Origin of the sequence: Paenibacillus aceris (genome assembly GCF_017874035.1) — a bacterium.
Taxonomy (GTDB): Bacteria; Bacillota; Bacilli; order Paenibacillales; family NBRC-103111; genus Paenibacillus_E; species Paenibacillus_E aceris.
In genome coordinates this window covers 115,789-141,336 of record NZ_JAGGKV010000007.1, presented here as the reverse complement: position 1 = coordinate 141,336, position 25,548 = coordinate 115,789, and the positions used below count along the sequence as shown (strand labels likewise).

Below are 25,548 nucleotides of genomic sequence, written 5' to 3'. Positions count from 1 at the left end.
GTCTTGCTATGAACGAAAAGATTAACGAAGGATAATGATGTCACCATTTTGGTAGAATACGCCATACCCGAATAATTCAGCTACTGCGCGCAATGGAATGAAAGAGCTGCCGTTTTCAAGAACAACAGGTTGATCTAATTTGATTTTCTCATTCACTTTACCATTCTCAACGACTTGATCGGAACCAGCTGTAATTTCTGTTTTCTTACCATCTTTGGTAATAACAATTGTTTTCGTAGCTTCAACCCATTCAACTTCAGCTTGAATCGCTTGAGCAATAAGACGAACCGGCACTAAGGTACGACCGCTTTCTTGATTGACAAACGGTGCATTCTCAGCTGTAAAAGCAGCGCCATTTACTTTATATGCCTTGTCCCCAACTTTTAAGCTTGAACCATCTTTGTCAACGAGATACTTCAAGATTTCGAAACCAGCCTCTTTCGTAGCAGCAACATCGGATTTATCAACCGCTTCTGTTAATTTCGTAGCCGCAACACTTGCTGCCGCATATTTCTCTTTACCCAAGAAAACTTCTTGGCTAGCGAGGAACATCGTACCTTCCGCTACATAACCACGAGCACCTTGCAGATCGTCAGCTTCTTGTTTCACAAAAACTTGGTTGATGTACTCGGATACTTTACCAATCATTGTGCGTTGAAGAGCGTCACCGATTTCGTCTTTTTTGATTTTGCTAGCATCGCCTGATGCGAAGGCATTTTTCACGAAATCAGCGTCAGCTGGGCTTCCGCCTTTGAGGTACGTGTACACTGGCATGAAGAGGAAATAACCTTCTGTAATAGCTTTCGGTTGGTCAGCCGGTGCTGCTAATCCAACGTTTTCAGCATATGTATAGGCGGCTAATGCATAGTTCTTAATTAACGTTTTGTCAAGAATTTGACGGTGGAAATTGAAGTCATTCAAGTTGTTATCTTTAATATCTTTTTGGATCAATTCAATCGTTGTTTTCAAAAGAGGGACCATGTCCAAACTGAACTTTGTATCACGTTTCACAACGTTTGGCTGCAGTGCACCTTCATAGATTTGAACAACTTTATCGAAAGCAGCCGTCGCTCCGGCAACGTCGCCTTTGGTCAAAGCAGGACGAACTTGGTTGCTCATCAAATCGCGAAGGTAGAAGAAGAAGTACCATTGCAAGCCTTTGTCGATAGCTTCTTTGGCTTGACCAACTTGCAGATCGCCTTTAATAGCTGCGTCCAACACAAGCAGAATGTTTGCATCCATTTTGGGATCGTCGGCTTTGATGTTCACATCAAGACGTTTTACATCTGTTTGGAATTTATCTACGTATAATTTCTTTACGTCAGCAAGAACCGTTTTGTCTGTAAAAAGCGCTTTAATGTCCGTGAAAGATTGAAGTTTAGCAGCAATCGTTTGATCTTCCTTGATTTGGAATTTGCTTTCTGCAAAAGCAACCGATGAAACGGTAACGACACTGGATAAAGCGATTGATGCACTTAATACTACAGCTAGAAATTTACGCATAAAATTCTCCCCTAATCATATCGGTTTATTGGTTGGCCTAACGGTTAAATCCACTTTCTCTTGCGGGCAAACCATACGCCTCCGCCAAGCAAAACAATAACCCCACCAATGACAGCTATGCTTACAATTGGATTTGTTTTGTCCGTGCGCTGCATAGGTGCATGTGCGGATGCCTCTTTCACAGGCTCAGCTTGTTTCACTGTTGTGCTTGCTGTGTCAGCTGCTTTAGCAGGCGCTGCTGTTGCTGCAGGCGTAGTCGAAGCGGCCTCTGCCGTCGGTGTTGGACTTGGGCTTGGACTTGGACTAGCCGATGCAGATGGCTCGGGTGACTTCGTCTCCACAGCTGCTGCCGCCTCCGGCGCTTTCGTTTCAGTCGGTTTAGCCTCTTTCTCCACAGCAGGTTGTTCTTGCTTAGGAGTAGGCTCCGACTTCACCACAGGCTCCGACTTTGGCGTCTCTACCGGTTGAACGGCTGGCGTCGGTTCACTCGTAGCTGCTGGAGCAGTGAAAGTTTTATAGGGGAAAAGCGGCTTTACCTTCCCATAGATAAGGTCAACCTTTTCCTTAAATACATCCGGCTGCACAGGCTTCTTCCCTACTCCAAACAATCCGGGATTACCAAGTGCTTCGAGCGCAGCATCAAACGCTTTATTAATCTCTGCATTGCCCGACTCCATATAAGGTTCTAAGGTATCATAGGTCGCTTTAGCCTTAGCCAATAAAAGCTTAGCACCAGCATAATCATCAAGTCCTTGGAGGGCATAAGCGAACCGCCGGTCCAAGTTCATAACAAGAACTGCTTTGAAATTAGAAATGACTAATTTACTGTCTTTGGCTTTGAAATTAGCATCTAATGTGGTGCCGACTCCTTCACCAAAGTGCGCTACTAGTTCTGCCCTTCTCTCTTTATAGGCACCCTCAGCAGCCCCCCAATCGCTCCCCCCGTTACCAACGCTAGACTGTATCAGCTTGAATGTTTCAGCCACATCCTCCGTATTGGCATCCCCATAGGAATAAGCCATTGCCGAAGCCGGGAGGATAATCAGCGCCGCCAGCATAACCATCAGACTGGCTAAAAAGGATCGTTTCAAATTTTCACCCCCAAATTATTATAAAATTTTGAATATTTATTCTTTCGAGAATATTGTACGTTGATAATGATAATTAATATCAATTAAAGTGTCAACCATTATTTTCTATCACGAATAAAACTGATTTCACCTAACCCATTCATATAAAATAATGCGATGATACGCCGGGTCGAACAGCGCCTCCGACGTGAATTCGGCGATCTGCTTCAAATGCCCCTGCACAGGCTTTCCCTGCTGAATAAACCCCTGAACGACATGGTCGGTCAGCAGGACACGACGTTTCGCATTCGCTTCAGCCAAGGCTTGAAAATAGCTGTACGTATAAATCCGATCATGGTCGTAGTCTGCTCCCAAATAATGCAGCACCCTTGTTTCTTCCCATGTAAAGAGCACAAAGGGATCCTGAATCTGACGGACATAATCATGAAGCTGATAAACAGCCGGCTCCTCCACGGCTTGCCGCTTCTGAAGCTCGGCGCCATAGATAGTTTGAGTGATTATCAGACCAACAAGCAGGCCATACATTATCGCTCGCATGACGCTAGGAAGAGGCTGCTTGGCCGCTTCCAGCTGCTCGGTTGTTCGGATGATTAGCACAAACAGAAGCAGGAACATAGGCGCAAGCAGCGGCACGATGTGGCGGGGTTTCTCAATATTTTGACCTAATAACGCCCACAACCCATATACTACGGCACAACCAACTAGCCCATAGATAAACTGCCTATTCTCCCTGCTCTGTGCTCCGCTTCTGATTCTAAGGAATATTCGGCTTCCCCCTGCAATGACGACAAGCAGGACAAGAGCTACAGCAATAAGCGCCGAGCCAGCGGTTAATGCGGATCCCGCTAAATTTCGGAATACTAATTGCGTAATACGCTCCCCGATTGGCATAGGCGTAGAGACAATGCCGCCGCCCCATTCGGAGAAATGCCCTTCTACAAAGGCAATGGACAGCTTCCAGAAGCCTGCTAGCGTGCCTTCGGACATGACTAAACCGGCGATCCATACTAACTGAAACAGCAGAGCGGCCAGAGCGGCATACCCCAATTTGCGCCATCTGCCAGGTCCCTGCCACAAGTTAAGCCAAAGAGGTACTAGCGCGAGGCTGAATGGAAAGAACGATAATCGTGTGCCCAGCAAAAAGCCAAGCATCATCAATGCCAAGCCGTGTCGAAGCAGGGAAGCAGGACGGTCCAAGGCATATCGCACACTCCATAGAAACCACCAGAGCAGAGCCATTCCCGCACATTCCGACATCGGCCGCGAGGACATCAGCCATAGATAGGGGCTGCTTGCTACGAGCGCAGGAAACAAAAGGCTCTTTGCCCCGCTGCCGCTTAATCTTCGGGCCAACCAAAACATCGGCAGCACGGCACTTAATGCGACTAATGCATTGAAGGCCGAAAGCGCTTTTAACCCATTATTCATCCAAAGGTTCATGATCCAGCCGCCTAAAATAAAATACGGATATCCTGGAAAATGAGGCTGCATCGCGAGAAGATCGAAACGCTCTATGGCGAGCGTGAAATCTACCTCGTCCCAAGTTCGCACATAGGGACTGGCGTAGAAAATACTGAGAGACGTCACTGTCCCGATGACGGCAATGGCCATTAGAATCAGCAGCGTGTTCAATGCGTTATGTTTCATACACCCGCTTCGTCCCGCTTCAACCGAAGGCTCGCTTGGCGCCTTTTGGAAACAGGGCGCCTCATCTCTTTATAGATGGCTGGAAGAACGGAAGAAACGTACTGTCTGAACTTAATGAAGGACTGGCCTTTCGTCCGCACTTGATAGGAGATTGGTATCTCCTCCAGCCGGTAACCTTGACGAACCAGATTAATCGTCAGCACCTGAGCGTAGTTGTAGTCGTGAATAATGACGGCATTCTCCATCGCATCGCGCGCAAACCCACGCATCCCGGACTGGCCGTCATAAATCCATCTGCGCAGAAGGATTGCCTGCAGCAGAGTGAATGTATAGTTGCCAAGCCTCCGATGCAGCTTCATGCCTTTGATGTTCCCTTTGAAGCGCGAGCCAAAGGTATACTCCGCTCGCCCGGCTATGATAGGCTCCAGGACGTCGGGAATTTGCTCCGGCGGGTACTCGTTGTCCGCATCGATCATGATGCCGATGTCGGCGTCAAGCAGGCAGCATTGCTTCAGCCCCTCGCGGACGGCAGCGCCGAGCCCTTTATTCTGCGGGAACGACACGATGTGGTCGGCCCCCGCTTCCTTGGCGACGGTGACCGTCCGGTCCCTGGAACCGTCGTCGATGACCAGCACTTCCACGTCATAGTGCGGGTGGAAGTTTCTCGGCACGCGGGCAATCACCCCGCTAATATTCTCTTCTTCGTTATGCGCAGGCATAAAAACGACAATTTTCTTTTTAGTCATGTTGGTTGATAGCCTCCGTTAGTATAGGTCCCCGACTATGGCTCGGAAATGGTGCTCCAAGCAGATAAGCAAGCGTCGGGGCCATGGATACGAGGGAATGCTTCTCGTCGATGCGATGGCCTTGCTTAATCGCCGGCCCATGCAGGAAGAATGGCACATAGCGCTCCCCTTCATCCAGATGGCCGTGACCGCCAATACCGTCCGCCTGGCCGTGATCCGCACAAAGAATGAGCGTCGTGTTCTCCATCATTCCCCGCTCCTCTAACCAGCCTACGAATTCTTCGATTAACTTGTCGGCTTCTGCAATTTTTTGTGTGTAGTCGTCATATAGTACGCCTCGGCTGTGGCCTGTTTGGTCGACACCGATTAATTGAGCAACAAGCAGATCAGGGTTTTGCTCCGCCATGATTTTCTTAGCCCGTTCAATAATATTGCGGTCTGCGACGTCATTGTGCATCACGGCCGTTACACTCTCCACATCATCGCCCATAGAGTCAATCAGATGCGCGATGCCGAGGAGACGCCCTTTTTTGCCGACTTTTCGCAGCGAATCAAAAATGCTCTCGACCCGAATTCCCAGCCTCCACACCATATTGGAGCGAATCCCATGCTCGCGCGGGTACGTCCCTGTAAACATGGAGGAGAAGCAGACCACGGTTCGCGCCGGATACACCGTCTCCATCTGAGCATACTCCGTTCCTTCCGAACGCAGCTTCTTCATGAACGGCGCGTCTGCTTCTTCAAACCGCTCTTTGCGCATGCCGTCTACAACGATGACGATAACCTTCTTGTTAAGCGCCTCGCCCCCAGCTTGAACTTTGCTGGAATCGCGTGTGTAAGTGGGGATCTCCACAGGCTTCCAGTCGAATAAATAGCGGTGAAGAATAAAGCTGTACACCAGCAATCCGCCTGCAAAAAGCAGTCCTGTACCAACATCGGCGGAAGCCCCATTTTCAAATTGACGGTAATAATGGTTCCACACAAACAGCAGCAGCAAAAACTTAGGCATCTGCTCCTGCGCATTGCCGCTTGTCGAATCGCTGTTCTTCAAAACAAGCTTCCAAAAGCGGGTAAAGTTCCACCAAGTTGTCCCAATTCTCAGACGATAATAAAAAGTTCCCCAGAAATAGATCGTGAAAAATAAAAACAATCCGATCGCTAATAAATAGAGTAAAAATTCAGATGATTCCCAGATGAGGAGGGCGGCAATGAGTGGCAGCCATAAGTAATTTCGCAAAAAAAGCGGGAAATCAAAGCAATAATACAGGACAAAAAGAGGGAGGGTCACAAAGAAACCAACGCCGCAAGCCGACCAAAAGCCGGGATCTGACCACTGAGCGATGTGATACAGCAGGAAAACCCCAACTACGAAGATCGGGGTGAAGGGTTTGCCCTCATTCAGCAGGTTCCAGCACCTCGCCGCTACAATTTCAAATGATGAAGCCTTTTTCATATTAGTCATCCTTCCGTAATAAGCTATGTCTTGATGTTGGGATATTGAGGGTAAGACGTTTGATCCAATTTTTCATTTCTTGCCATTGCAAAGGCATCCGTACAAGGGAGTAAGCGCCAAGGGTAAACGCAAATAGAAATTTGAACGTATGTGACACAAGCGCCGCCCGGTAAGCATCTTTCCCGTCCACGCCCAACAGCGCCAGCGAACCGCTCATGGTGCTCTCATAAGTACCGATACCGCCTGGGGTAATATGAAAGATTTGACCGGCAATCGTCATGCTATTGGCCCATACGAGGGATATGGCACCAGGCTGCAAGCCCATCATGCGGGCAACGGCGTAGATGACACCCGCTTCCAAGATCCAGCTTAACGTAATGAGCGCCATGATTGCGGTGCCTTTAAGAGAGAGGATTTGAAGATGGAAATACGCAGCGTGCTTCGCTACGAATGGAATTTTGCGTATAAGGGGTAGGAAATGTGCTGTTGCGAGGAGGACGGCCCCTCCGGCCAACACCGTTACCCACATCCAGGAGGAGGGCAACCCAAGCCGAATAATGCCGACTCCGCCTATCGCCGCCAGAACAAGCATATCGATCAGCCGCATGACCGCTACGGAATGGAGCGCCTCATCCCAGGACGCCTTCCCGTGCTTCATGAACAAGCCTGCACGTACACCATCGCCTGCTTTAATGGGCAGTACATGATTAATGAACAAACTATAGCTAATGGCATGAAAATAAACGCTGATCCGCACGCCGGTTCCTGCGTATAGACGCCAAGCGGCCGCTTTTAGCAGAAAAGAAAGCGCGTACACACCTGACATGAAGACGAACCACTTCGGTTGCCGGAAAAGCAGCCCGACATCCTGCAGCCACTCCTCTGAACTGAACCATCGCCATGTCAAATATAGCGAACACATCACCATCAGAATCGCAATAAAACGAATAAGCTGTTTCTTCAGCATTCTGTAACCTTCTTTGTATGTATATCACACCATCATATTTGATAATGATTATCATTACTGATTATAGAAGGTACATCCTGATGCGTCAATGATTAAATTGGTCATTTTCCCAGTGTTCGATTGTGAAAAATAACTATAATGCAACAGGCAACACGAAAGGGCTGCCCCCAAGCAGATGAATCTACTCGTGAGCAGCCTTATTTTGAAGTTAGAGATGGCAGCCATCTCTGACGGAGCCTAGCGCGGTAGGGAACTACAGGGGCGCTATTATCCTGCACCATTGGCGCAACTCAACATAGGAGAGACCCTGGAACATCTCTATATCTTTAATAGCCACGCATCATCTACTCTTCTTGATTGAAACTGAGAAAATACCATTGCTATCGACACTAAGCCTACTGCACTCTTGATACGCCAAACTTATAAGCCTAAGCGTTAACCATTTATCTAGCATCGGCCAGGAGTGGGAACGATGATCCGCTATTTTGCGCCGAAATACAGATTTGGCATCATTTGGGGAACAACGGTCCGCTATATTCTTAAATCTGTTAATATGCCAGCCTTTGGGGAAGCATAAGACCCTGTAGTTCCCTCTATATGCTAAAGTTAGCGAATTTTACACGAATAGCGCCCTGTAGTTCCCACTCGGGCATGATCTGGGGGACAAGCCGTTGGACCTGTGGTGGCTTGGGATTGGGCAGACTCGAGGGTTGCCGGAACTGTGAGTGATGTGGCGAGTTGTGGGGGGCTGAGCGGGTAGTGGGGACCTTGGGAGTTGTCGTCGCCTGTGCTGGCTAGGCGCGCGGCGGGATCGTGAGCGCTATCGTCGCTGTGCTGGCTGGGCGCGCTGCTGAGACCGTGAGCGCTGTCGTCGCTGTGCTGGCTGGGCCGCTGCGGGGACCGTGTGAGCTATCGTGCTGTGCTGGCTGGGCGCGCTGCTGAGACCGTGAGCGCTGTCGTCGCCCGTGCTGGCTGGGCGCGCTGCTGAGACCGTGAGCGCTGTCGTCGCTGTGCTAGCTGGGCGAGCAGTGGGACCGTGCGAGCTATCGTCGCTGCGCATGCTGCGGTAGCTGTGGCAGGCCGAGCGGGTTGTGGGGGTTGACACAGCTGGCGCTAACCGTGCGAGCTGCGCGACTACAGCGGCAACCCTCCCCGCAGCAACAACGCAAAAAAAAGAACGACCCTTAACATAATGTTAAGAGTCGTTCTCCGAACTGCTATCTATGCAAGCGAAAGCTTACAGCTTTACAACGTTCTCAGCTTGTGGTCCGCGGTTGCCTTGAACAACGTTGAACTCAACTTGTTGACCTTCGTCCAAAGTTTTGAAGCCGTCGCCTTGAATTGCGGAGAAGTGTACGAATACATCGTTGCCGCCTTCAACTTCGATAAAGCCAAATCCTTTTTCTGCGTTAAACCATTTAACTGTTCCTACTGCCATGGGTAATACCTCCAAAGTTTTAATTAACATGTCTTTTTTCTTGTTTCGAACAAAAAAATTACACATTGGAAAAGGTTTCACAAACTAAAATGATAACCCTTTGCAATAAGCAATTCAGGTTTTACCCCAAAGACTATTAATACTGTACCACACATATTTGGGTAATGCAATTACCCTTCGGAGGCATTTCTTGCTAAGGATAAGAGTTCCTCTTTATCCTCTATTTTCAAGGCAATTGCCAGTGCAATTACGACATCTTTCGACGGTTGAATTCGACCATTTTCGATAGAATTCAGGATGGAATAACTGACGCCGGCTTTCTCGCCAAGCTTGCGAAGCGTTAGATTTTGCTGTTGTCTCAGCTCTTTCAGCCTCGTATGAAATGACACGTCTGTTCCTCCTCTATCTGATCGATTATTCCTTGCCCTGCTGCCGGCGAATTTCCGCTCTAATTTTGTCGAATGGGTCCTGCCAGTCAGGAGGCTTAACCGTTTTGCCAAATTCGTTCTTATGGACTAGACCATCCGGCCATACCTTGGACATATTCGCATGATGCACAATGTCAAAAATCGGTCCCGGCTCGACCCCTAGCTCGACCAAGGTGCCCAGAACGAAATATAGCTCATCGATCATCGCATCCACTTCGTCTTCCAGCGTCGCCGCTTCTTTAAACTCATCCAGCTCCTCTTGCATCCAAGCCAAACGGGCTGCTTTACGGCTCTCGGACAAACGCTGCGGGGTCGTACCTACCGGGTGTTCAAAAGTCTGGTGAAACTTCTTCACTTCATCGAATGCTTGTTTCAAGGTCATTTCGTTTGCCCTGCTCCCTTACTTAGGTTTTCTTTTATATACCACTAAAGGGAGCCTTCGGTCAATTACAAACGACGGCCTGAGATGAACCGATTTTTCCAATAGCCTGTATTCATATCACGTATGACGACGCCTGAGCTTGCCGTGTTGCTGACGAACTTGCCATTGCCGATATAGATACCGACATGATTAACCCGGCCTGGCTTTGACGTGCTGAAAAGGACGAGATCGCCTTTGCGCAGGTTCGATTTTGTCTTAACTGCCGTTCCAACCTTGGCTTGGGCTTTCGATCCCCATGGGAGATTGATGCCATTTTTCTTAAATACTAGCTGCGTGTAAGATGAACAGTCCAGTATTAGGCGTTTCGTATCTCTTACGCCATACTTGTAACGAACTTTACCTATATAGGATCGCGCTGTGCTAACGATTTTATCTGATTTACTGGTGCTCGTAGCACTATAGGCTGTGGCTGCCGCGGAATCCGAAGCTGCATGAGCAGATTGCGGTCCAAGGAGCAGCGTTCCGGAAGTTAATAAGGAAAAGGCCAGGCTGATCCCCACTAACGATTTGCTAAGGCGGTTCTTTCTCACTAGTTGCATGATTGGGTGTCCTCCTTCATGGATCGTGGTGATGGGCTTGTTTGGCCCTGAATCTACCATATCACACATGAATCGTCCGGTATTTACCAGTAAACGAGGATAACCAAGAGGCATCTAGCTTCAGCCGCAATTATTAAGATTCGATGAGAATTTCCTTTGTATACCTTCCTTGACAAATAATTAAACAGGGTTCGCCGTTTGCTCCTGACGGTACTCGGACGGTGTCACACCGTACTTCTTGCGGAACACCTGGGAGAAATGACGCATGTCTTGATAACCGATCCGCTCGGCGACATCCGCCAGCTTCAGCTTAGGATTCCTAAGGAGCTGTTTCGCCTGTTCCAGGCGGAGGTGGGTAACGTATTCCTTGAACCCCTGCCCCGTCTTCTGTTTAAACAATTGACTGAAGTAGACCGGGTTCAAGTAAACGATCGCCGCGACCTTCTCCAGCGACAGGTCGTCATGATAATGCGTGCGGATATATTGCAGCGCCACATCGACAGAGCGGTCGCTGCCGCTCGCATGATGCTCATAGACCTGCGTCGTAGAGACTTGACGCATGCGCTGCACTTCCGCTGGCACGGCCTCGATGCGGTCGATTTTCTCGGAGCTCATAATCTGAAAGGGCACCTTCAAATATTTGACCAGATGGCTACGCAGCTCATCGACGAGCACCGGTAAGAGGGCTGCTTCCGGCAGGGTGACAAGGCCGAGCAGGCTTTTGCTGTCGTGCACCGTCACGAAGCCCTTGCCATAGCGCTCGATCAGTTCGAGCAAGACGTTCTCAATAATGAAGTTTTCGAGATAAACAGCTTTGTCGCTCTCCATTTTCACCATGATGAGATGGAAATACGGGTGCTGCTCCATGAAAGGGCCCATGTCAATTCGCCCTGTATCCAGTCCCTGCGCAAAACGCTGAAAGACGGCTTCCTGCAAGTATTTGCGATTCGCCTTCAGCAGCTCAGCCTCCTCGATCAACTCAGTTTCTCGCGCGATTTCCTCGCCGAGCTTTCGGATCATATCGCTCAGCACCTCTTTGCCGATCGGCTTCAGCAAATAATCCTTCGCTCCTAGCCGCACAGCCTCCTGTGCATATGAGAATTCGGAATAAGCCGAAATCACCACCCATTTCACATGCGGGTGACGGGATCGGGACATATTCATAAGCTCCAACCCCGTCATGCCCGGCATAAGAATGTCGGTTAGCACGATTTGGATGCGATGACTTCGAAGCAAGCTGACGGCCTGCTCGGCATTCGCCGCGAGATGAACCTGATGCTCGGGGAACCGAGTCTGCAGTGCGCGCTGAATGCCTTCACGAATGACAGTTTCATCATCCACAATGAGGATGTCCATGGTATTACTCTCCTTTCCTAGGAAGCGGCATCGCGATGATGACAGTCGTTCCTTCCCCCTGTTTACTATTAATGCGAAGTCCATATATCTCTCCGAACATGAGCACAATGCGGCGATGTACATTGGTAAGTCCAATACCGCGCCTTGTTCGACCGGATGGATCCAAAGCCTGTGAAGCGCTCTGTGTCTGGTCAGTTCGCAAAGAAGCCATCGCACCGTCGATGTCCGTAGCATCCTTAACAAGCTGCTCCTGCATGCTCTGAAGCGTACTCTCCTCGATGCCGACGCCGTTATCCTCGACCACAATCCGCAGCTCCTGATCACCCATCTCGGTATAGACCCGAAGCACGCCGGGCCGGTCAAGCGGTTCCAGACCGTATTTGACAGCATTCTCAATGATCGGCTGAAGCGTCATCTTGGGCAAGACAACGTCCAGATACTCAGGATCAATGTTCAGGACGTTGCTAACCCTGCCCTCCAAACGGTTCTCAATGATCGTCATATAGTGACGCATTTGATCCAGCTCTTGGCGCAGAGTTGTCTTGGAGGCTTCCTGCCAATCGCTGCTGTAGCGGAACATGTGGGACAAGGCCAAAATCACTTTGCCAAGCCGGTCGTTCTCCCGCTCATCCAGCATCCAATAAATCATATCGAGCGTATTATACAAAAAATGCGGGTTAACCTGCGACTGCAGCGCCTGCAGTTCTGCGTTCTTCTCACTTACGGTGGCGAGGGTGATACGTTCGATAAGTTCATCCATCCGGTTGACCATTCGGTTAAAAGAAGACACCAACGAATTGATTTCTTCAAATGATTTTACCGTGACGGAGCCTTTGAAATTCCCCATCTCCACCTGTTTCATCTCGCGGATCAACAGCTTGAGGGGCGAGGCAATATTTCGGGAAATAATGCTCGCTAGCACCAAGGATAAGAAGACGAGCGCCAAGATCACGAAGTACAGATACTCCCTTGTTTTCACAACCTCCGCATTAATATCCCCTTTGGGGGTCAAGCCGAACACGGTCCAGTCGGCCATCTTCGCCTTGGCGGAAACAATCAGTTGATCAGTCCGGTCATCGACGATGATCCCATTGTTTTGAGGGCGCGGAAGCCCCCCGAAGGAAGGCGGACTGCCTTTTTCCCCTGCCGTAGAAGCAATCATGCGATCTTCGCGGTCAACAATGTACACTTGGCTGTTCGGGGAGATCGTTACGTTGGAAAGAGCGGCCAGAATCGGCTGCGGGTTCGTTTCTATGACCAGGACGCCGATCAGGCGATGGTCGGTTAAATCGTACAGCTTACGTCCAAACACAAACAAAGTATCATGCTGAAACCGGTTGATAATAGAGCCCTTGGACAGGCCGAGCCAAACCATTTCTCCCGATGAATCCTGCAGTTTGTGGTACCACGCTGTGTTGGCATAATTCGTTTCAATGACACTGTCGAAGCCGCGTTCATAGTTATAGTTTTTGCCTGCGTTCGTGATGACATGAATCCCTACAATATCGTCCCGGGAATAATACGCGGCGCCCAAAATATTCGTAATGGTTCGTTCATTAATAATGTTGATCGCTTCATCCTTGCTGGTGTCACGGTCATGAATTAATCGCAGCATCTCATAGTTGCTGTTCAGCGACTTCGTAATGCTGTCATAGCCCTGAAGCAGCAAGTCAAAGAGGCCGACGGTTTGGGATATATTTTTCTCCGCCAAATCACTGATTTTGCTATGGATGATATCCGTCGTTTTTTTGTAATAGAGCACGCTCACCAAAGTCAAAAGAATCAACATGCTGGAGATAAAAAGCAGAAATAGCCGGTTATGAATGGAATGAAAACCCCTTGTCACGTGAAAACTTGGCCCCTTTCCTTCGTCATTTCAAGCTATCATATCACAGGCCGCCTTCTAAACAGCAAAAAGCGAGGGGTGAAGTTAACCCTTCACCGCTCCCGCTACCATACCTTTTGTAATTTTATCGGCTAATAAGAAGTAAATGATGATAACCGGCAGCGCGCCCAGCACGAGAAAGGCTCCAATAGCCCCGTAGTTGACTGAATACTGGCTGACGAAGCTGTTCACACCGAAAGGCAGCGTTTTGAGCCGCTCGGACGAGATGAATGTCGCTGCGAGAATGTACTCGTTCCAAATATTAATGAACGTCAGAATGCACACCGTCATCATCGGAGGAACTGAAATCGGCAGGATAATACTGCGGAAAATCCGAAGAACCCCCGCGCCATCCATGACCGCAGACTCTTCGATTTCAGGCGGAATCGACTTCATGAACCCGCTCAGAATGAAGACCGCAATCGGCGTCTGGAAAGCGATGTAAGGCAGTATGATCGAAAGATGCGTATTCAGCGCATGCAGGTTTTTGAAAATGATCATGAGCGGCAGCAGCGTCGCTTGCAGCGGCACCATCATCCCGATCAAGAAGATCACCATAACTAGCTGGCCGTATTTCCAGCGGAATCTGGCGATTGCGAACGAAGCTAGTGAGGCTAGCAGCAGGACGCATACCATCGTCACAGACGTTACGAACAAGCTGTTTTTCAAGTATTGAAAATAGTGGCCTGCATCAATCGCATCCGTGAAGTTCTTCCACTGAAGCGTTTGAGGCAGCGCGAAAAATTTACCCGACAAGATCTCCTCATTGCTTTTGAGCGAGTAAATAAACAACCATAGCAGCGGATATACTTGCGTAACCACGAGAAGAGACAGGAACGCGATTACGATGATTTTTACGATAGAGAGGCTTTTGCGTCTCCGTATTGTTGCAGGTTTAGCCGAAGCTATTTCCCCAGCATGATTCATGGTGACACTCCCCTCCTTCATGAAAATCTTCTCTCTAAGCGGTTAAAGATAAAGTTGATTATGACCGTTGCAACTAAGCATAGACCGACCAAGAAAGCGGCAATCGCGCTTCCGTATCCATATTTCATGGAGAGGAAAGACATATTGTACATATGGGTCGAGATGACGTCTGTCGCGTGCGCGGGTCCGCCTGCAGTCATGACCATGACCATGTCGAATGCTTGCAGCGAGCCGATGAAGGCAAGGACAATCGATATTTTGAAAATCGGAATATTCATAGGGAATGTGATATGCCAGTCGGCTTTAAGGCCCTCGGCTCCGTCAATCCTGGCGGCCTCATAAATATCCGCGGGAATGTTCTGAATGCCGGTAAACTGGATCAAGGTGTGGTACCCCAAGTACTGCCACAGGGCCACAAAGTAAAGGGAAAACATCGCAATCTTCGGATCTGTTAACCATGATCTCGTCCAACTATGCAGATTCAGCATATCGAGCACCTGATTAAGCATGCCCCCCATTGCCGCAGGGTTATAGATAGTTTTCCACAATTGGCCGATAATAACGACCGACAAAATGACAGGCAGAAAGTAAGCTGAAACAAGAAAATTCGGTTTTTTGATAAAACGGTTCAACAGAATGGCCACAGCCAAAGCAATTGGAATTTCAGCCATTGAAAATACAGCAAACATCAGCGTCCGTTTAACCGACGGCCAGAAAACAGGATCTGCAAATAGCAGCGTATGGAAATTTTTCAAACCAACAAAAGTGGAATCGCCGATACCGTTCCAATCGAGCAGTCCGCTATATAAAGACACGAGAATCGGAACGAAAACGAGACCGACATAGATCAGCAAACACGGCAGTACAAATATGGCAATCGTCCACTTGGAGACTCTTAACACATTCACTTGGCTCGCCTCCTTCATGGGATATACCAATCGGAACTTACCCTTTGCACTTGCGGCGCTTAGGATAAATTCCGATTTGGCTGCTTAATTCATCTTATTTTTTGTTTGTGTCGTACGCGGTTTGGTGTTCTTTCGCGACTTCAGCAGAATCTTTCTTCTGCACGAAGAGGTTTTGGATGCTTGTTAAGTGGCCTTGTGCTGTTCCCGGGTTCATTGTGTTATCGAACGCAAGGTCGCCGCCTTTAACTTGTTTGAACATACCTAGTACTTCCATAGCCATTTCGGAGTATCCGGCAGCTTTGAAGTCACCGTCAACTTTTTGTGCGATACCAACTGCGCCTTTAACCGCGAATGCTTCTTTCGGGAAGTTCAGCATGAAGTAGTTCAAGAAATCTTTGGTTTCTTTCAAATGTTTGCTGTTAGCAGATACGGCGAACGCGCTTCCCGGAGCAAGCATGAACTCGTCTGGGTTACCTTTGCCTTTAACCGTTGGGAACTTGAATACGCCGACTTTACCGTTAACGGAAGAAGTCTCGATACCGCCTGTTGCCCATGAGCCCATGTAGTACATAGCGGCTTTACCTGTTTTGAACAAGTTTTCACCTGCATTGTAGTCAAAAGAAGTTGCGCCTTCTTGGAATGCGCCCGCTTGAACCAAGTCTTGGAAGCTGCTTACCGCGTCCGTAAATGCTGGGTCAGCGAACGTTTTCTTGCCATCAACAACAGCTTGCAAGAAGCCAGGGCCGCCGTTTGTGCGAAGCAGTACGTTCATGAACAAGAAGGACCCTGTCCAGGAATCTTTTTCACCGATGGCCATTGGCTGAATGCCTTTACCTTTAAGTGTTTTTACAGCTGCGACCATTTCTTCGAATGTTTTCGGCACTTCAACGCCAGCTTGCTTGAACAAGTCTTTGTTGTAGTAAACGAGACCAATGTTGTTACCATCAGGCAGGGCGTAAATGTTGTTGTTGAACGTGTACCAGTTCAAAATGCCTTCTTGGAACGTCCCTTTCAAACCGTTTTGTTCAACCATGTCGTTCAGCGGCGCGAATAGTCCTGCATCAACGAAAGGCTTCATTTGAGCGGATGGATTCACGATCGTGATATCCGGAACTTCTTTGGAAGCTGCTTGCGTTTTGAGCTTCAGCTTTTGTTGATCCGTGTTCAGGGAATCAAGTTCGATTTTGATGTTCGGATTTTTCGTTTGGTAGTCGTTTACGATCTTTTTCAACATGCCGTTTTTCGGATCTGTCGGATCCGGATATATGTTTTGGAACGTGATTGTGATGTTTTCTTTCTTTTCCGTCGTGCTTCCACCGCTAGGTGTTGTCGTTGCGCTCGCGCCCGCTGACGGCGTGCTCGTGCTGCTGCCAGCTGAGCCACATGCTGTTAAGGAGATAGCCAGTAAACTTGCTGCCGCTACTTGAAGTGCTTTATATTTTTTTACCAATGTAAATCCCCCTCGTATGTTTGGTGAACTTGATGTCCTTATTATCGCTCCAAATTGGCAACCCTTACAATGTGTGAACTTTAGAATTCATGTTAACTTTTTATAGGTTTATAAGAAAATGACCTGTTGGTTTGACTATGTAGCGGAGCTTCGGGAGGCATTGTATCCAGTAGGTTCCCCCTGATTTTGGGGTTCAAGTAATTCTTGGTGGCAGGAAATGTGTGGGGCGGGGACTGCAACGGTGGGGGGGGATGTGGCTGGGGGCGTGGTGCTCGGACGGCTGGGGCGGGAATATTCCCCTTAAAACATTATGCGAAAGGGAACTACAGGGCGCTATTTCAGCTAAAAGGGTTGATTTGAGCGGCCAGACGGAACTACAGGCTCTTATTTGGTCAAAAATGCTTATTTTACGCTGATTCCGTTGAAATAGCGGACCGCAGTTCCCTTTAACCATCCAAACTGTCGATAACGGTAAAATAAGGGATCATCGTTCCCACAAACTTAAGAAACCTACAATCCCACAGGTTCCATGTTCATAGTGAAACATAAAAAGACCGACCCACCCGCCGAACCGGCGAAAGAGAGTCAGTCTATGAATGAGTGCAACTTGCTCGCTCTATACTTAGTAAGCCTTAGGCACTTCAACACGATGAGTGATGCCATCTTCTGTGAAGTATATATGCGTGTCGAACCCTTGATCATCCATAAAATAAGATACATATTTCGGCTCGCCATGCTTGATCGGCACAAGGAGCGTAGCGATCCGGTGACTGCGCGCCGGTTTGGTCGTTGCCTTGAGATGCCAGTGCAGCGGCAAGCCTTCGATCTCGGACAAGTCTACGTCCTGGAAGCCCTCATGCTGTGTCAACTCCAACTCGCCAGAGGAACAATAGACGAAACGGCCATCCATATCGGCTTTGCGACCTTGAACTTTGAAGGTCTGCCCGTTCAGCTTCATTTCGTAAAGCGTCTGGAACAGCCAATCCACGGTGCCCGTCTGCGCCAAGTCGATATGATCCACGACGACGACGTACGTGCCGAAGAAATAAAGCTCGCGAACGTAGCGATCCAGATAAGGCACGTACTCCTTATAAGCTGCGGTGGCATTACTTCGGGAATAGCCGTAGCCCTTGCGCTGCTCAGCCACTTCGACGAAGCCGTTAGCGGCCATGTTCAGCACTTTGTTTTTCTCGGCATATTGACCAAGGCCATCGATCAAAATATTGTTCGTCGAACGCGTCTGCCTGCGCCAGTTCATGTGCATCGTGGAGCTAAACGCCACGTAGTAGCCGCTCTCGATAGCCAGTGGTTCACCATACGCGTGCAGCAGGAACCCGTTTTGGTCGCCATGGCTATGGCTGACAGAGCCGTACTTGCTGCTCTTCGTGAGCAGCATGATGTGGCGCTCGGGATCGGCCATATTCGAGTGGAAGGCGACCCAACCGATGTCGCGGAACCACTTGACCTGCTCGATATTCGCATCCGTTGGAACGACAGCTTCCACTTGCGGATAGTCGTGACGGAAAACCATTTCGTCAAAACGGAAATCCCACCAGCCATAATTGTAAAATTTCATTTCGGAATCGGTGTCGGTCTCACGTACCCGCTCAAAATACCACTGGTACAAACCGTTTCCGGTCACACCGGCAAACTGGCGGATGTTGAAGCCGGTTTTCAAACTAACGGGATCACCCAGCGTAGATTGGTCGCCAAAGCTCGCGCGAAGCGTGTCCGGGCTGAATGCGTACAGCGGGAAATCACCTGTTTTTGTAAAAAATGGACGTTTATAAAAGTTGATACCTGTATATTTTTTCAGCAAGTTCATCGCTTCCGTAACAAAAGCCATCCCGGTCGTCCAATACATCGGACCTTCCGCCCAGCCTCCATCCGGTCCGCCCCAAGGCGAATAGATGCATGCGTAGTATTCAAGGGTATAATCCAGCCACTCGCGTGCCTCCGGCTCTTCCTCCAGCATGGCGATGCAGCTCGGTACAAGCACACTCGATAGGGAACGAACGGCATGGCTGTCAAAGGGTACGTGATGAATTTTGGAATGATCAATAACGTGTGTCGCGATTTGACGCGCTCGGGCAAGCAGAACTTCACGCACCAGCTTCCGCTCGAGCTCCGTTAACTGTCCATACAGCCAATCATAGCCCCATGCGATAGCTCCGGTCATCCGGAAAGAGGCCTCGTCGTTGTAATCGCGGCTTGTTGTCCCGTCAACGTTCCAGTTACAGACATGCAGCAACCAGGTTTTGGCGCGGCCCAGCAGCACTTCGTCAGCCAAAATCGTTCCGGCCACCGCCAAATGACGGATCGCATACAGGACTTCTTGCGTGTCCATGTACATTTGACGCCATAGCTTGGCGACGCGCTTGTTGCCCGGATACGGCAGCGGCTCTGCCATCAACTCCCGGTCGATCCACGGCTTAACGGACTTCTCATAAAAAACATCGAAGCCGCAATAAGTCGGATCAGCCGCAAGGCTGCTACGAAAGGCTTCGACTTCAGACGACTGAAGCCACAAACGAGGGTGCTGCGGTGATGCCTCGGCGTATCGGCGCTCTCGGCTAGGCAGCGGTGTTTCCGGCAAATCAGCCGGGACTTCAAAGCGTCTCACCTTACTCCAAGCGGTTTGTTCGTCATTCTCCCCGAGCAGTGCGTAGCGCCAGAAGTAAGTTCCTGCTTTAAATGCATCATCAGGTGTATATAAGTTGTAGGGAATCGGCTTAATAGTCTGCGTGTCCGCCTCGGAAAAAAGGTCCGACTGCGAAATTTGCAGCACATAACGGTCATTCTCCAGTTGGGCCGGAATCCACGTGAACCGCGGCGGGTTTTCCAACAGTACAGTTTGTTCATTCGGTTCGTATTGTACAGTTAATACGCCGCTCTGCGGTTCGTATAATGGCGACAGGGTTGTCATAACGATTCTCCCTTCTCTATATGAAAATCAAACCTTTATCTTCCGTAAGTTGAATACGTGATGCGCTTTCCGGTTGGCCCGGCACCTGAACCACAATTTCCTGAGAGGAAACGCGGGTGATCTCGGCGCTGCTGCCTGCACGGTACACGTGGATGAAATCAGCGCTGCGCCCGTTGCGACGATGCAGAATCGCCGTAAGAGCTTGACTCGGGTCCACAGAGTCCCCTGGCGTATGTACCGCCAGCAGCTCATCGCCCGACTCTGCCAACGCTGTGTGGAACACTTCGGCATCAGCCCCGAGCTGGTAAGACAATCGCAGCAGTCCTGCATCCGCCGTAAACCCGCCGATAATTGGCAGCTTCTGCTCAGATATCGCGGAGACATCCTTCTCTTGAATCCGAAGTGTGTAGATCTCATCCCGTTCTTCAAGCGTTCCTGTTTGAGGTTGAGCGGCCGGATGCATCCACCACTCGATACTTCGCGTCTCTTCACCGGTCAGCTCAACCTGAAACCAATCCAGCAGCCACTCGCCTGTGAGCAGCAAATGACGATTCATCGTGCAGCCCTCGTAGGCTCCCGTCGTTTGCAGCCAGGCATAGACGGACTTACCGTCACTAGCCGCCTCATAGCGGACGCAGCGCCCTTCGTGAGGCGCTTGGGAGAAGCCGTCCAGCGACACCGTGTTGTGGCCGGCGGTTTCGGCAAACCACGATTTCCGCATAGGCGAGCCGTAAGGCACCATCCCGAAATCGGGGGTTAGGGTCTGGGCAGGGTGCATCAAAGTCAGATGCAGCTTGTCGTAATGGCCGTGGGAACCACCGTGCTCGCCGAAATCGGCGAGGAACGACAGCGGGTTCCCTGCCACTCGGCCGATGACGAAGCCGGCATCCGGCCAGAGCCTTGACGCCCGCGTCGCCCCTGAAACCAGCGTGCGGTCATCAGTGCCATAGAGCAGCGCCTCGAGCTGCTCGCCATCGGCAGCGCCCAGCTGCCGGTACGCTTCGCGCAGTATTGGCGCGAGGCCGGCAATGCCGTAGATCGCGAGCCCCTGCTCCGCGATTTCAGCGATCTCGCGGGCATAGGGAGCACGCGCGAGCGGCCCGTCATGCAAGGCGGGCAGCACGCCCTGGTCGTCGGCCAAATCGGCGAGCGCCTCTAGCATGCCGCGCATGGATTGGCCGTCTGCGCCTGTGACGGCGTAGAGGTCAATGCCGAAACGCTGCGCCATCTCCGCAGAGATCAAGTACGCCCGAAGCACGAATACGTGGTAATACGTGCTTCCTTCAAATTCAAACTGATCAGCTTTTACGCCGATCGAGAGATGATGCTTGAAGCCGCCTTGGCCTTCAATCAGCGCTTCCAGCGCCGTTTGCTCGCCGCGCGCGGCATAGACGCAAGACAATGACGCGTTTAGCCAAGCGGTGTAATTGTTCTCCGCATTGTTCCGCTCATGAATGAGAATGTGCCGGTATTCTTCCATACTCCCGGCAAGCAAACCCAAAAAGACGTCGATAGCCGCCTGCTCCTTCGCCTCGAACACAACGCCTTTATCGCGCAATAATAGATAAGCGCGAATCAGGGTTGTGGACCAGATCGCCTCCGTGAGCGCTTGATGAAAAGCGCGCCCTTTCAGCATCCAGCTTTGCGCTTCCGGATGCACGGGGTAGAGCGGAAACTGCTCGGCGTATTCGACGAGCAGTCTTTTGCTAAGCTGCGCGTAGGAAGCCTCGCCCAGCGCTGCATAGACAGCCGCTGCCTGCAGCGCAACGCGCGCCAGCGATTGATGTTTAAACACGAGCCAAGCGCCGCGGTAGGCTTCGCCTTCAATGCTGCAGCCGTGCGGACACGCAAACTCGGAGGCGTCTACTCGCTTGTCATCGAACACCAGTTCGGTATGATGGTGTGGACAAACATACTGGTGCCACCAACCACCAGGTTCTTTAGGAATGAACAGGCTGCCTGCTTGCTGCAGCCTGTCGATCTCCTCTTTTAATATACGTGCTGTACGGTCCGATCTCAGCGCGGTACTCATCGCATCATCATCCCGCCGTTGATTTCAATCGTTTCACCCGTTACATAAGAAGACAAATCGGAAGCAAGGTAAAGCACGGCGCCGGCAACATCGTCCGGAGTTCCTTCACGCCCAAGCGGAATCCCGTTAATCGTCGCTGTTCGAGCTGCGTCTGTCGTAAACGTCGCGTGGAACATCGTGTTGCCGATAAAGCCAGGGGACACGTTATTCACGGTAATGCCGCTTGCCGCAACTTCTTTCGCCAAGCCCTTGGAGTACGTAAGCACGGCTGCTTTACTTGCTGCATAAACGCTTGATCCTGGACCGCCGCCATTGTGTGCAGCAACGGATGTCATGTTGACGATACGGCCGTAGCCTTTGGCTTTCATGCCGGCAAGCACTCTTTTGCACATAAATACCGTACTTTTCAAATTAACGTTCATAATGCGGTCGTACATTTCCTCAAACATTTCGGAATTCGGTACGCGTTGTACCAGATGGCCAGCATTGTTGACTAAAATATCAATCGTGCCACCCAGCGCCTGCTCCACTTCACTAACGAGTCTGTCGATCTGCTCCAGATCAGTCACATCCGCTTGCACCAGCACGGCTTCGCCGCCTGCCGCTTGAATCGCTGCGACAACCTCTTGCCCTTGTGCCACGTTGTTCAGGCAGTTCACGCCAACTTTCGCCCCATTGCTAGCCAAAGCCAGTGCAATTGCGCGTCCAATTCCCGCGTTAGATCCTGTTACCAGTGCAATTTTCCCCGTTAAGTCGATGTTCATATGAATTCCTCCCATGTGTATGTGTTTAAGATATATGTTGACGGGAAAATAAGAGACGTTAGAGTCTGCTATTCTCACCGGCATTGCAATTTCAGCGTATTTTCGGGGGTTCCGGGTTCAAAGCGCCCGCTCAACCCCGTATCTTCGGCCGTGCCTTTTCCGGCATCGTCATCGTCAGGCAAGTTCCGCTTCCCCACTCGCTGTCGACAGACAGCCCGTAAGCCTCTCCGAACACCATCTGAATTCGCCGATGAACGTTCATGAGCCCAATGCCGCCACGCTGTTTCGTACCGTTCTCTTCCGGCTCCGCCAAACGGTTCTCCTCCAGCTTCTTCCGCAGCTCGGCTAGCCGCTCCGGCTTGATGCCGACGCCGTTGTCCTCTACGAACACCTGGAATAAGCCATTTTCCTTCTTGGCATTTATACGAATGAAATGATGCGGTTCCACGCCATCCGGAAACGCATGCTGGAAAATATTTTCAATCAACGGCTGCAGTGTCAACCTCACCATTTGCTCGAGCAGTAAATTCGGCGGGATGGCCACATCAATTTCAAACTCTTTGCCTGTTCGATGCTGCAAAACAATCATATAGTTACGAACATGGTTCAGCTCATTGGCTACTGTAATTTCTTCTAAATTAGTCTGAACGGAGTAACGAAGCATGAAAGCCATCGCTTCTACCATCTCGGTAATTTCCGCGGAGTCCTGCACAATGGCATAGCAATTGATCGTCTCCAGCGTGTTATATAGAAAGTGGGGATTGATCTGCAGCTGCAGTGACTGGTATTCGGCCCGCTGCCGCTCCAGCTTTGTTTCCCCTAGTTCTAAAGCGTTCTTCTGCTGATCCAGTTCCGCCTCGTAGACCCGCTCAATCATATCGGAGAGGCGCGTCACCATCAGGTTATAGCTGTGAATAAGCCCGCCTATTTCGTCGGTACGGCCGGATTCGTCGATGTACTGCCAGTTTCCTTTTTCCGTTTCCCTCATGCTGTCTTTCAGCCAGCGGATCGGCGCAATAATCGAACGCCCGAAACGCGAAGCCAGCCACAACGCAATCACCAGAGTAATCAGACCCACGCTGATCGTTGTTGTTCGAATCGTATTGGCCGGACGCCGCAGCTCGTCAACTGGCATAGAAGCAACCAGATTCCAATCGGAGTATCCGGATTTACGCGATACAAACATGCGCTCCTCATCGTTATACTTGTAGATGAATGTCTGGTTTCCGCTCGCCAGCACGTGCGAGGACAACTCATCCTGCGGCTTGCGCTCGCTCATGGAACGAGGATAGATGTAGTTGCCGGCATCATCTACAATGAAGAAGAAGCCTTTTTTCCCCAAACTCACTCGATCCCACGTCTTTGCCAGCTCATCCAGCTTGATCTCGATAGCGACGACCCCGCGATTCGCATCGCCGTAAGAAGGCCCTCTTACTTTGCGTGCCATCGTCACGACAGAGCCCTGATCGACTTCGCGAATGCTCATATTCAACAAAGCGATTTTGCCGTCAGCCGGCGTCATTTTTATCAAATAATCGTACTTTTCTTTCACCAGCACCGGATCGAAGTTGAGCAAATTCTGATTCTCATAGATGACTGATCGCCCATGCTGACCGACCGCATAAATCATGTTCAATTGTTTATATAACGTAACAACGGAAATCACCGATATACGTGCAAATTCCTTGATTTTTTCGCTGTATTCATAATACTCGTACGAATCATCCGGTTTGATCTCCATAAACGCCCGCACATCCGAATTGGAGGAAAACGCATTACTCAAGAGCTCATACGCCTGCAAATAGCTATCCGTCTGATAGTTGGCACTGTCGATCATTTGCTCCATATACTGCTTCACCTGGCCATCCAGCGCCTTAGAAGACTGTACATAAGAGAAAGCTCCGACAGATACTAACGAGAGTACAATCACGATCAGAAAGTTGGAAAAAATTTGGCGTGACAGCGTCTTGCCTCTCATGAACGAATTCCCATCTGCTGACGGTACTCCGAAGGAAGACAGCCTTCATATTTCTTGAACGTTTTCGTAAAATGCGGATGGTCGGCGTAACCGACTTCGCCGGAAATATCCGTGATGCGCCACTGCGGCTGCTCAAGCAGCTTCTTCGCCTTTTCCATGCGTCTGCGCGTGCGGTACTGCACGAACGTCTCCGACGTATTTTGCTTAAACAATTGGCTAAAATACGAAGGGTTGAGTCCGATGAATTCAGCCACTTCCTCTAAGGAAACCTCCTCTGCAAGGTGCGTCTCAATATATTGCTTCGCTACCTCCACAGGGTCTTTCAGCTTCCCTTTCCGCTTATTTTTCAGCTCATCCAAATGGCCATACACCGCTGTCTTGAAGCGGAGCCATGCCTCCTCTTCCGTGGCAGCGCCGGTTAAGGCAAGCTCACCCTGCATCAGGTAAACATCCCGCACATTTAAACGTTGGTGCAGCAGCGTATGAATCTCCTGCAAAATATCGTTAAGCCGGTTCAGCTTCAGCTTATAATCTATGAGCTCAATATGAACCTCTTCCAATAAGCTGTCTAATTCCGTCTGCTGCAGCATCCAAACCGCATGTTCCATGCGACTTGCCCACTGCTCCAGCTTCGTTACGGCAACGAACGTCTCGGAGCTTACTTTGGACTTCGTGCGGATCAGCTTCTCTAACACGTTCTGAAACCCTTTGATGTTGACCGGCTTCAGTAAGTACTCTTTGACACCATAGGAAACGCACTTCTGTGCATATTCAAAATCGCTAAAGCCGGAAATAACGACAACTTGGATGTCCGCATCCAATTCGGCAACGCGGGCGCATAGCTCCAAGCCGTCCATTTTGGGCATACGGATATCGGTAAACAGGAAGTCGGGCCGATCCTCTTGAATCCGCTGCAGCGCGACAACACCATTCTCAGCCGTTCTCAGGCTTTCGATCGGCAACCCCGATTGTTCGACTAGTTTTTGCAATCCTTTGCGTATCATCGGTTCGTCATCGACAATGAGTATGCGGTACATGAGGCGACGCTCCCTTCTTACCCTTCTGAAA

The 25,548-nt window shown here is 50.1% G+C and carries 20 protein-coding genes; all 20 read right to left on the bottom strand.

What is annotated here, in order from left to right; translation table 11 throughout:
* Window positions 1-21: 21 nt before the first annotated feature.
* On the bottom strand, window positions 22-1,503 hold the full coding sequence (locus tag J2Z65_RS15255; RefSeq protein ID WP_167054767.1) for a copper amine oxidase N-terminal domain-containing protein: 1,482 nt from the start codon (window positions 1,501-1,503) through the stop codon (window positions 22-24).
* Between the two features lie 44 nt (window positions 1,504-1,547).
* Window positions 1,548-2,594 carry a hypothetical protein gene (locus J2Z65_RS15250; RefSeq protein ID WP_167054769.1) on the bottom strand — a complete coding sequence of 349 codons (1,047 nt, stop codon included), beginning with the start codon at window positions 2,592-2,594 and terminating at the stop codon, window positions 1,548-1,550.
* Between the two features lie 126 nt (window positions 2,595-2,720).
* Window positions 2,721-4,241, bottom strand: coding sequence for a hypothetical protein (locus J2Z65_RS15245; protein ID WP_167054771.1), 1,521 nt, complete (start codon window positions 4,239-4,241; stop codon window positions 2,721-2,723).
* A complete protein-coding gene (locus tag J2Z65_RS15240) occupies window positions 4,238-4,987 on the bottom strand; it encodes a glycosyltransferase family 2 protein (RefSeq protein WP_167054773.1) in 750 nt (249 codons plus the stop codon). The genes J2Z65_RS15245 and J2Z65_RS15240 overlap by 4 nt, the downstream gene beginning before the upstream one ends.
* Window positions 4,980-6,440, bottom strand: coding sequence for an alkaline phosphatase family protein (locus J2Z65_RS15235; RefSeq protein ID WP_167054775.1), 1,461 nt, complete (start codon window positions 6,438-6,440; stop codon window positions 4,980-4,982). The genes J2Z65_RS15240 and J2Z65_RS15235 overlap by 8 nt, the downstream gene beginning before the upstream one ends.
* Window position 6,441: 1 nt before the next feature.
* On the bottom strand, window positions 6,442-7,407 hold the full coding sequence (locus J2Z65_RS15230) for a lysylphosphatidylglycerol synthase transmembrane domain-containing protein (protein WP_167054777.1): 966 nt from the start codon (window positions 7,405-7,407) through the stop codon (window positions 6,442-6,444).
* Window positions 7,408-8,644: 1,237 nt separating this feature from the next.
* Window positions 8,645-8,845: a cold-shock protein gene (locus tag J2Z65_RS15225; protein WP_145665196.1), complete on the bottom strand. Its 201-nt coding sequence runs from the start codon at window positions 8,843-8,845 to the stop codon at window positions 8,645-8,647.
* Between the two features lie 170 nt (window positions 8,846-9,015).
* Entirely contained in the window at window positions 9,016-9,234 is a 219-nt protein-coding gene (locus J2Z65_RS15220) for a helix-turn-helix domain-containing protein (RefSeq protein ID WP_167054779.1), read from the bottom strand.
* 25 nt (window positions 9,235-9,259) lie between these two features.
* The gene (locus tag J2Z65_RS15215) at window positions 9,260-9,655 is read right to left on the bottom strand and encodes a pyrophosphohydrolase domain-containing protein (RefSeq protein WP_167054781.1); all 396 of its coding nucleotides are present in this window, start codon (window positions 9,653-9,655) and stop codon (window positions 9,260-9,262) included.
* Between the two features lie 65 nt (window positions 9,656-9,720).
* Entirely contained in the window at window positions 9,721-10,254 is a 534-nt protein-coding gene (locus tag J2Z65_RS15210; protein WP_167054782.1) for a C40 family peptidase, read from the bottom strand.
* A 180-nt stretch (window positions 10,255-10,434) separates the two neighbouring features.
* A complete protein-coding gene (locus tag J2Z65_RS15205) occupies window positions 10,435-11,610 on the bottom strand; it encodes a response regulator (RefSeq protein WP_167054783.1) in 1,176 nt (391 codons plus the stop codon).
* 4 nt (window positions 11,611-11,614) lie between these two features.
* Entirely contained in the window at window positions 11,615-13,456 is a 1,842-nt protein-coding gene (locus tag J2Z65_RS15200) for a histidine kinase (RefSeq protein ID WP_167054784.1), read from the bottom strand.
* An 84-nt stretch (window positions 13,457-13,540) separates the two neighbouring features.
* A complete protein-coding gene (locus J2Z65_RS15195) occupies window positions 13,541-14,422 on the bottom strand; it encodes a carbohydrate ABC transporter permease (protein WP_167054785.1) in 882 nt (293 codons plus the stop codon).
* 17 nt (window positions 14,423-14,439) lie between these two features.
* A complete protein-coding gene (locus J2Z65_RS15190) occupies window positions 14,440-15,330 on the bottom strand; it encodes an ABC transporter permease subunit (RefSeq protein ID WP_167054787.1) in 891 nt (296 codons plus the stop codon).
* Window positions 15,331-15,424: 94 nt separating this feature from the next.
* The gene (locus tag J2Z65_RS15185; RefSeq protein WP_167054789.1) at window positions 15,425-16,780 is read right to left on the bottom strand and encodes an extracellular solute-binding protein; all 1,356 of its coding nucleotides are present in this window, start codon (window positions 16,778-16,780) and stop codon (window positions 15,425-15,427) included.
* Window positions 16,781-17,402: 622 nt separating this feature from the next.
* Window positions 17,403-19,706, bottom strand: a complete 2,304-nt coding sequence (locus tag J2Z65_RS15180; protein WP_193580825.1) for a DUF4962 domain-containing protein — start codon at window positions 19,704-19,706, stop codon at window positions 17,403-17,405.
* A gap of 16 nt (window positions 19,707-19,722) precedes the next feature.
* Window positions 19,723-21,738 carry a heparinase II/III domain-containing protein gene (locus tag J2Z65_RS15175; protein ID WP_167054791.1) on the bottom strand — a complete coding sequence of 672 codons (2,016 nt, stop codon included), beginning with the start codon at window positions 21,736-21,738 and terminating at the stop codon, window positions 19,723-19,725.
* Window positions 21,735-22,502: an SDR family NAD(P)-dependent oxidoreductase gene (locus J2Z65_RS15170; protein ID WP_167054793.1), complete on the bottom strand. Its 768-nt coding sequence runs from the start codon at window positions 22,500-22,502 to the stop codon at window positions 21,735-21,737. Before J2Z65_RS15170 ends, J2Z65_RS15175 begins: the two co-directional genes overlap by 4 nt.
* Window positions 22,503-22,632: 130 nt before the next feature.
* Window positions 22,633-24,480: a cache domain-containing sensor histidine kinase gene (locus J2Z65_RS15165; RefSeq protein ID WP_167054795.1), complete on the bottom strand. Its 1,848-nt coding sequence runs from the start codon at window positions 24,478-24,480 to the stop codon at window positions 22,633-22,635.
* A complete protein-coding gene (locus J2Z65_RS15160; RefSeq protein WP_167054797.1) occupies window positions 24,477-25,517 on the bottom strand; it encodes a response regulator transcription factor in 1,041 nt (346 codons plus the stop codon). Before J2Z65_RS15160 ends, J2Z65_RS15165 begins: the two co-directional genes overlap by 4 nt.
* Window positions 25,518-25,548 lie beyond the last annotated feature (31 nt).

Bases quoted from the DNA above. Each gene is read 5' to 3' on its own strand.
- J2Z65_RS15255 (WP_167054767.1), bottom strand. From the start codon at position 1,503: ATGCGTAAATTTCTAGCTGTAGTATTAAGTGCATCAATCGCTTTATCC.
- J2Z65_RS15245 (WP_167054771.1), bottom strand. From the start codon at position 4,241: ATGAAACATAACGCATTGAACACGCTGCTGATTCTAATGGCCATTGCC.
- J2Z65_RS15240 (WP_167054773.1), bottom strand. From the start codon at position 4,987: ATGACTAAAAAGAAAATTGTCGTTTTTATGCCTGCGCATAACGAAGAA.
- J2Z65_RS15235 (WP_167054775.1), bottom strand. From the start codon at position 6,440: ATGAAAAAGGCTTCATCATTTGAAATTGTAGCGGCGAGGTGCTGGAAC.
- J2Z65_RS15230 (WP_167054777.1), bottom strand. From the start codon at position 7,407: ATGCTGAAGAAACAGCTTATTCGTTTTATTGCGATTCTGATGGTGATG.
- J2Z65_RS15225 (WP_145665196.1), bottom strand. From the start codon at position 8,845: ATGGCAGTAGGAACAGTTAAATGGTTTAACGCAGAAAAAGGATTTGGC.
- J2Z65_RS15215 (WP_167054781.1), bottom strand. From the start codon at position 9,655: ATGACCTTGAAACAAGCATTCGATGAAGTGAAGAAGTTTCACCAGACT.
- J2Z65_RS15210 (WP_167054782.1), bottom strand. From the start codon at position 10,254: ATGCAACTAGTGAGAAAGAACCGCCTTAGCAAATCGTTAGTGGGGATC.
- J2Z65_RS15205 (WP_167054783.1), bottom strand. From the start codon at position 11,610: ATGGACATCCTCATTGTGGATGATGAAACTGTCATTCGTGAAGGCATT.
- J2Z65_RS15195 (WP_167054785.1), bottom strand. From the start codon at position 14,422: ATGAATCATGCTGGGGAAATAGCTTCGGCTAAACCTGCAACAATACGG.
- J2Z65_RS15180 (WP_193580825.1), bottom strand. From the start codon at position 19,706: ATGACAACCCTGTCGCCATTATACGAACCGCAGAGCGGCGTATTAACT.
- J2Z65_RS15175 (WP_167054791.1), bottom strand. From the start codon at position 21,738: ATGAGTACCGCGCTGAGATCGGACCGTACAGCACGTATATTAAAAGAG.
- J2Z65_RS15170 (WP_167054793.1), bottom strand. From the start codon at position 22,502: ATGAACATCGACTTAACGGGGAAAATTGCACTGGTAACAGGATCTAAC.
- J2Z65_RS15165 (WP_167054795.1), bottom strand. From the start codon at position 24,480: ATGAGAGGCAAGACGCTGTCACGCCAAATTTTTTCCAACTTTCTGATC.
- J2Z65_RS15160 (WP_167054797.1), bottom strand. From the start codon at position 25,517: ATGTACCGCATACTCATTGTCGATGACGAACCGATGATACGCAAAGGA.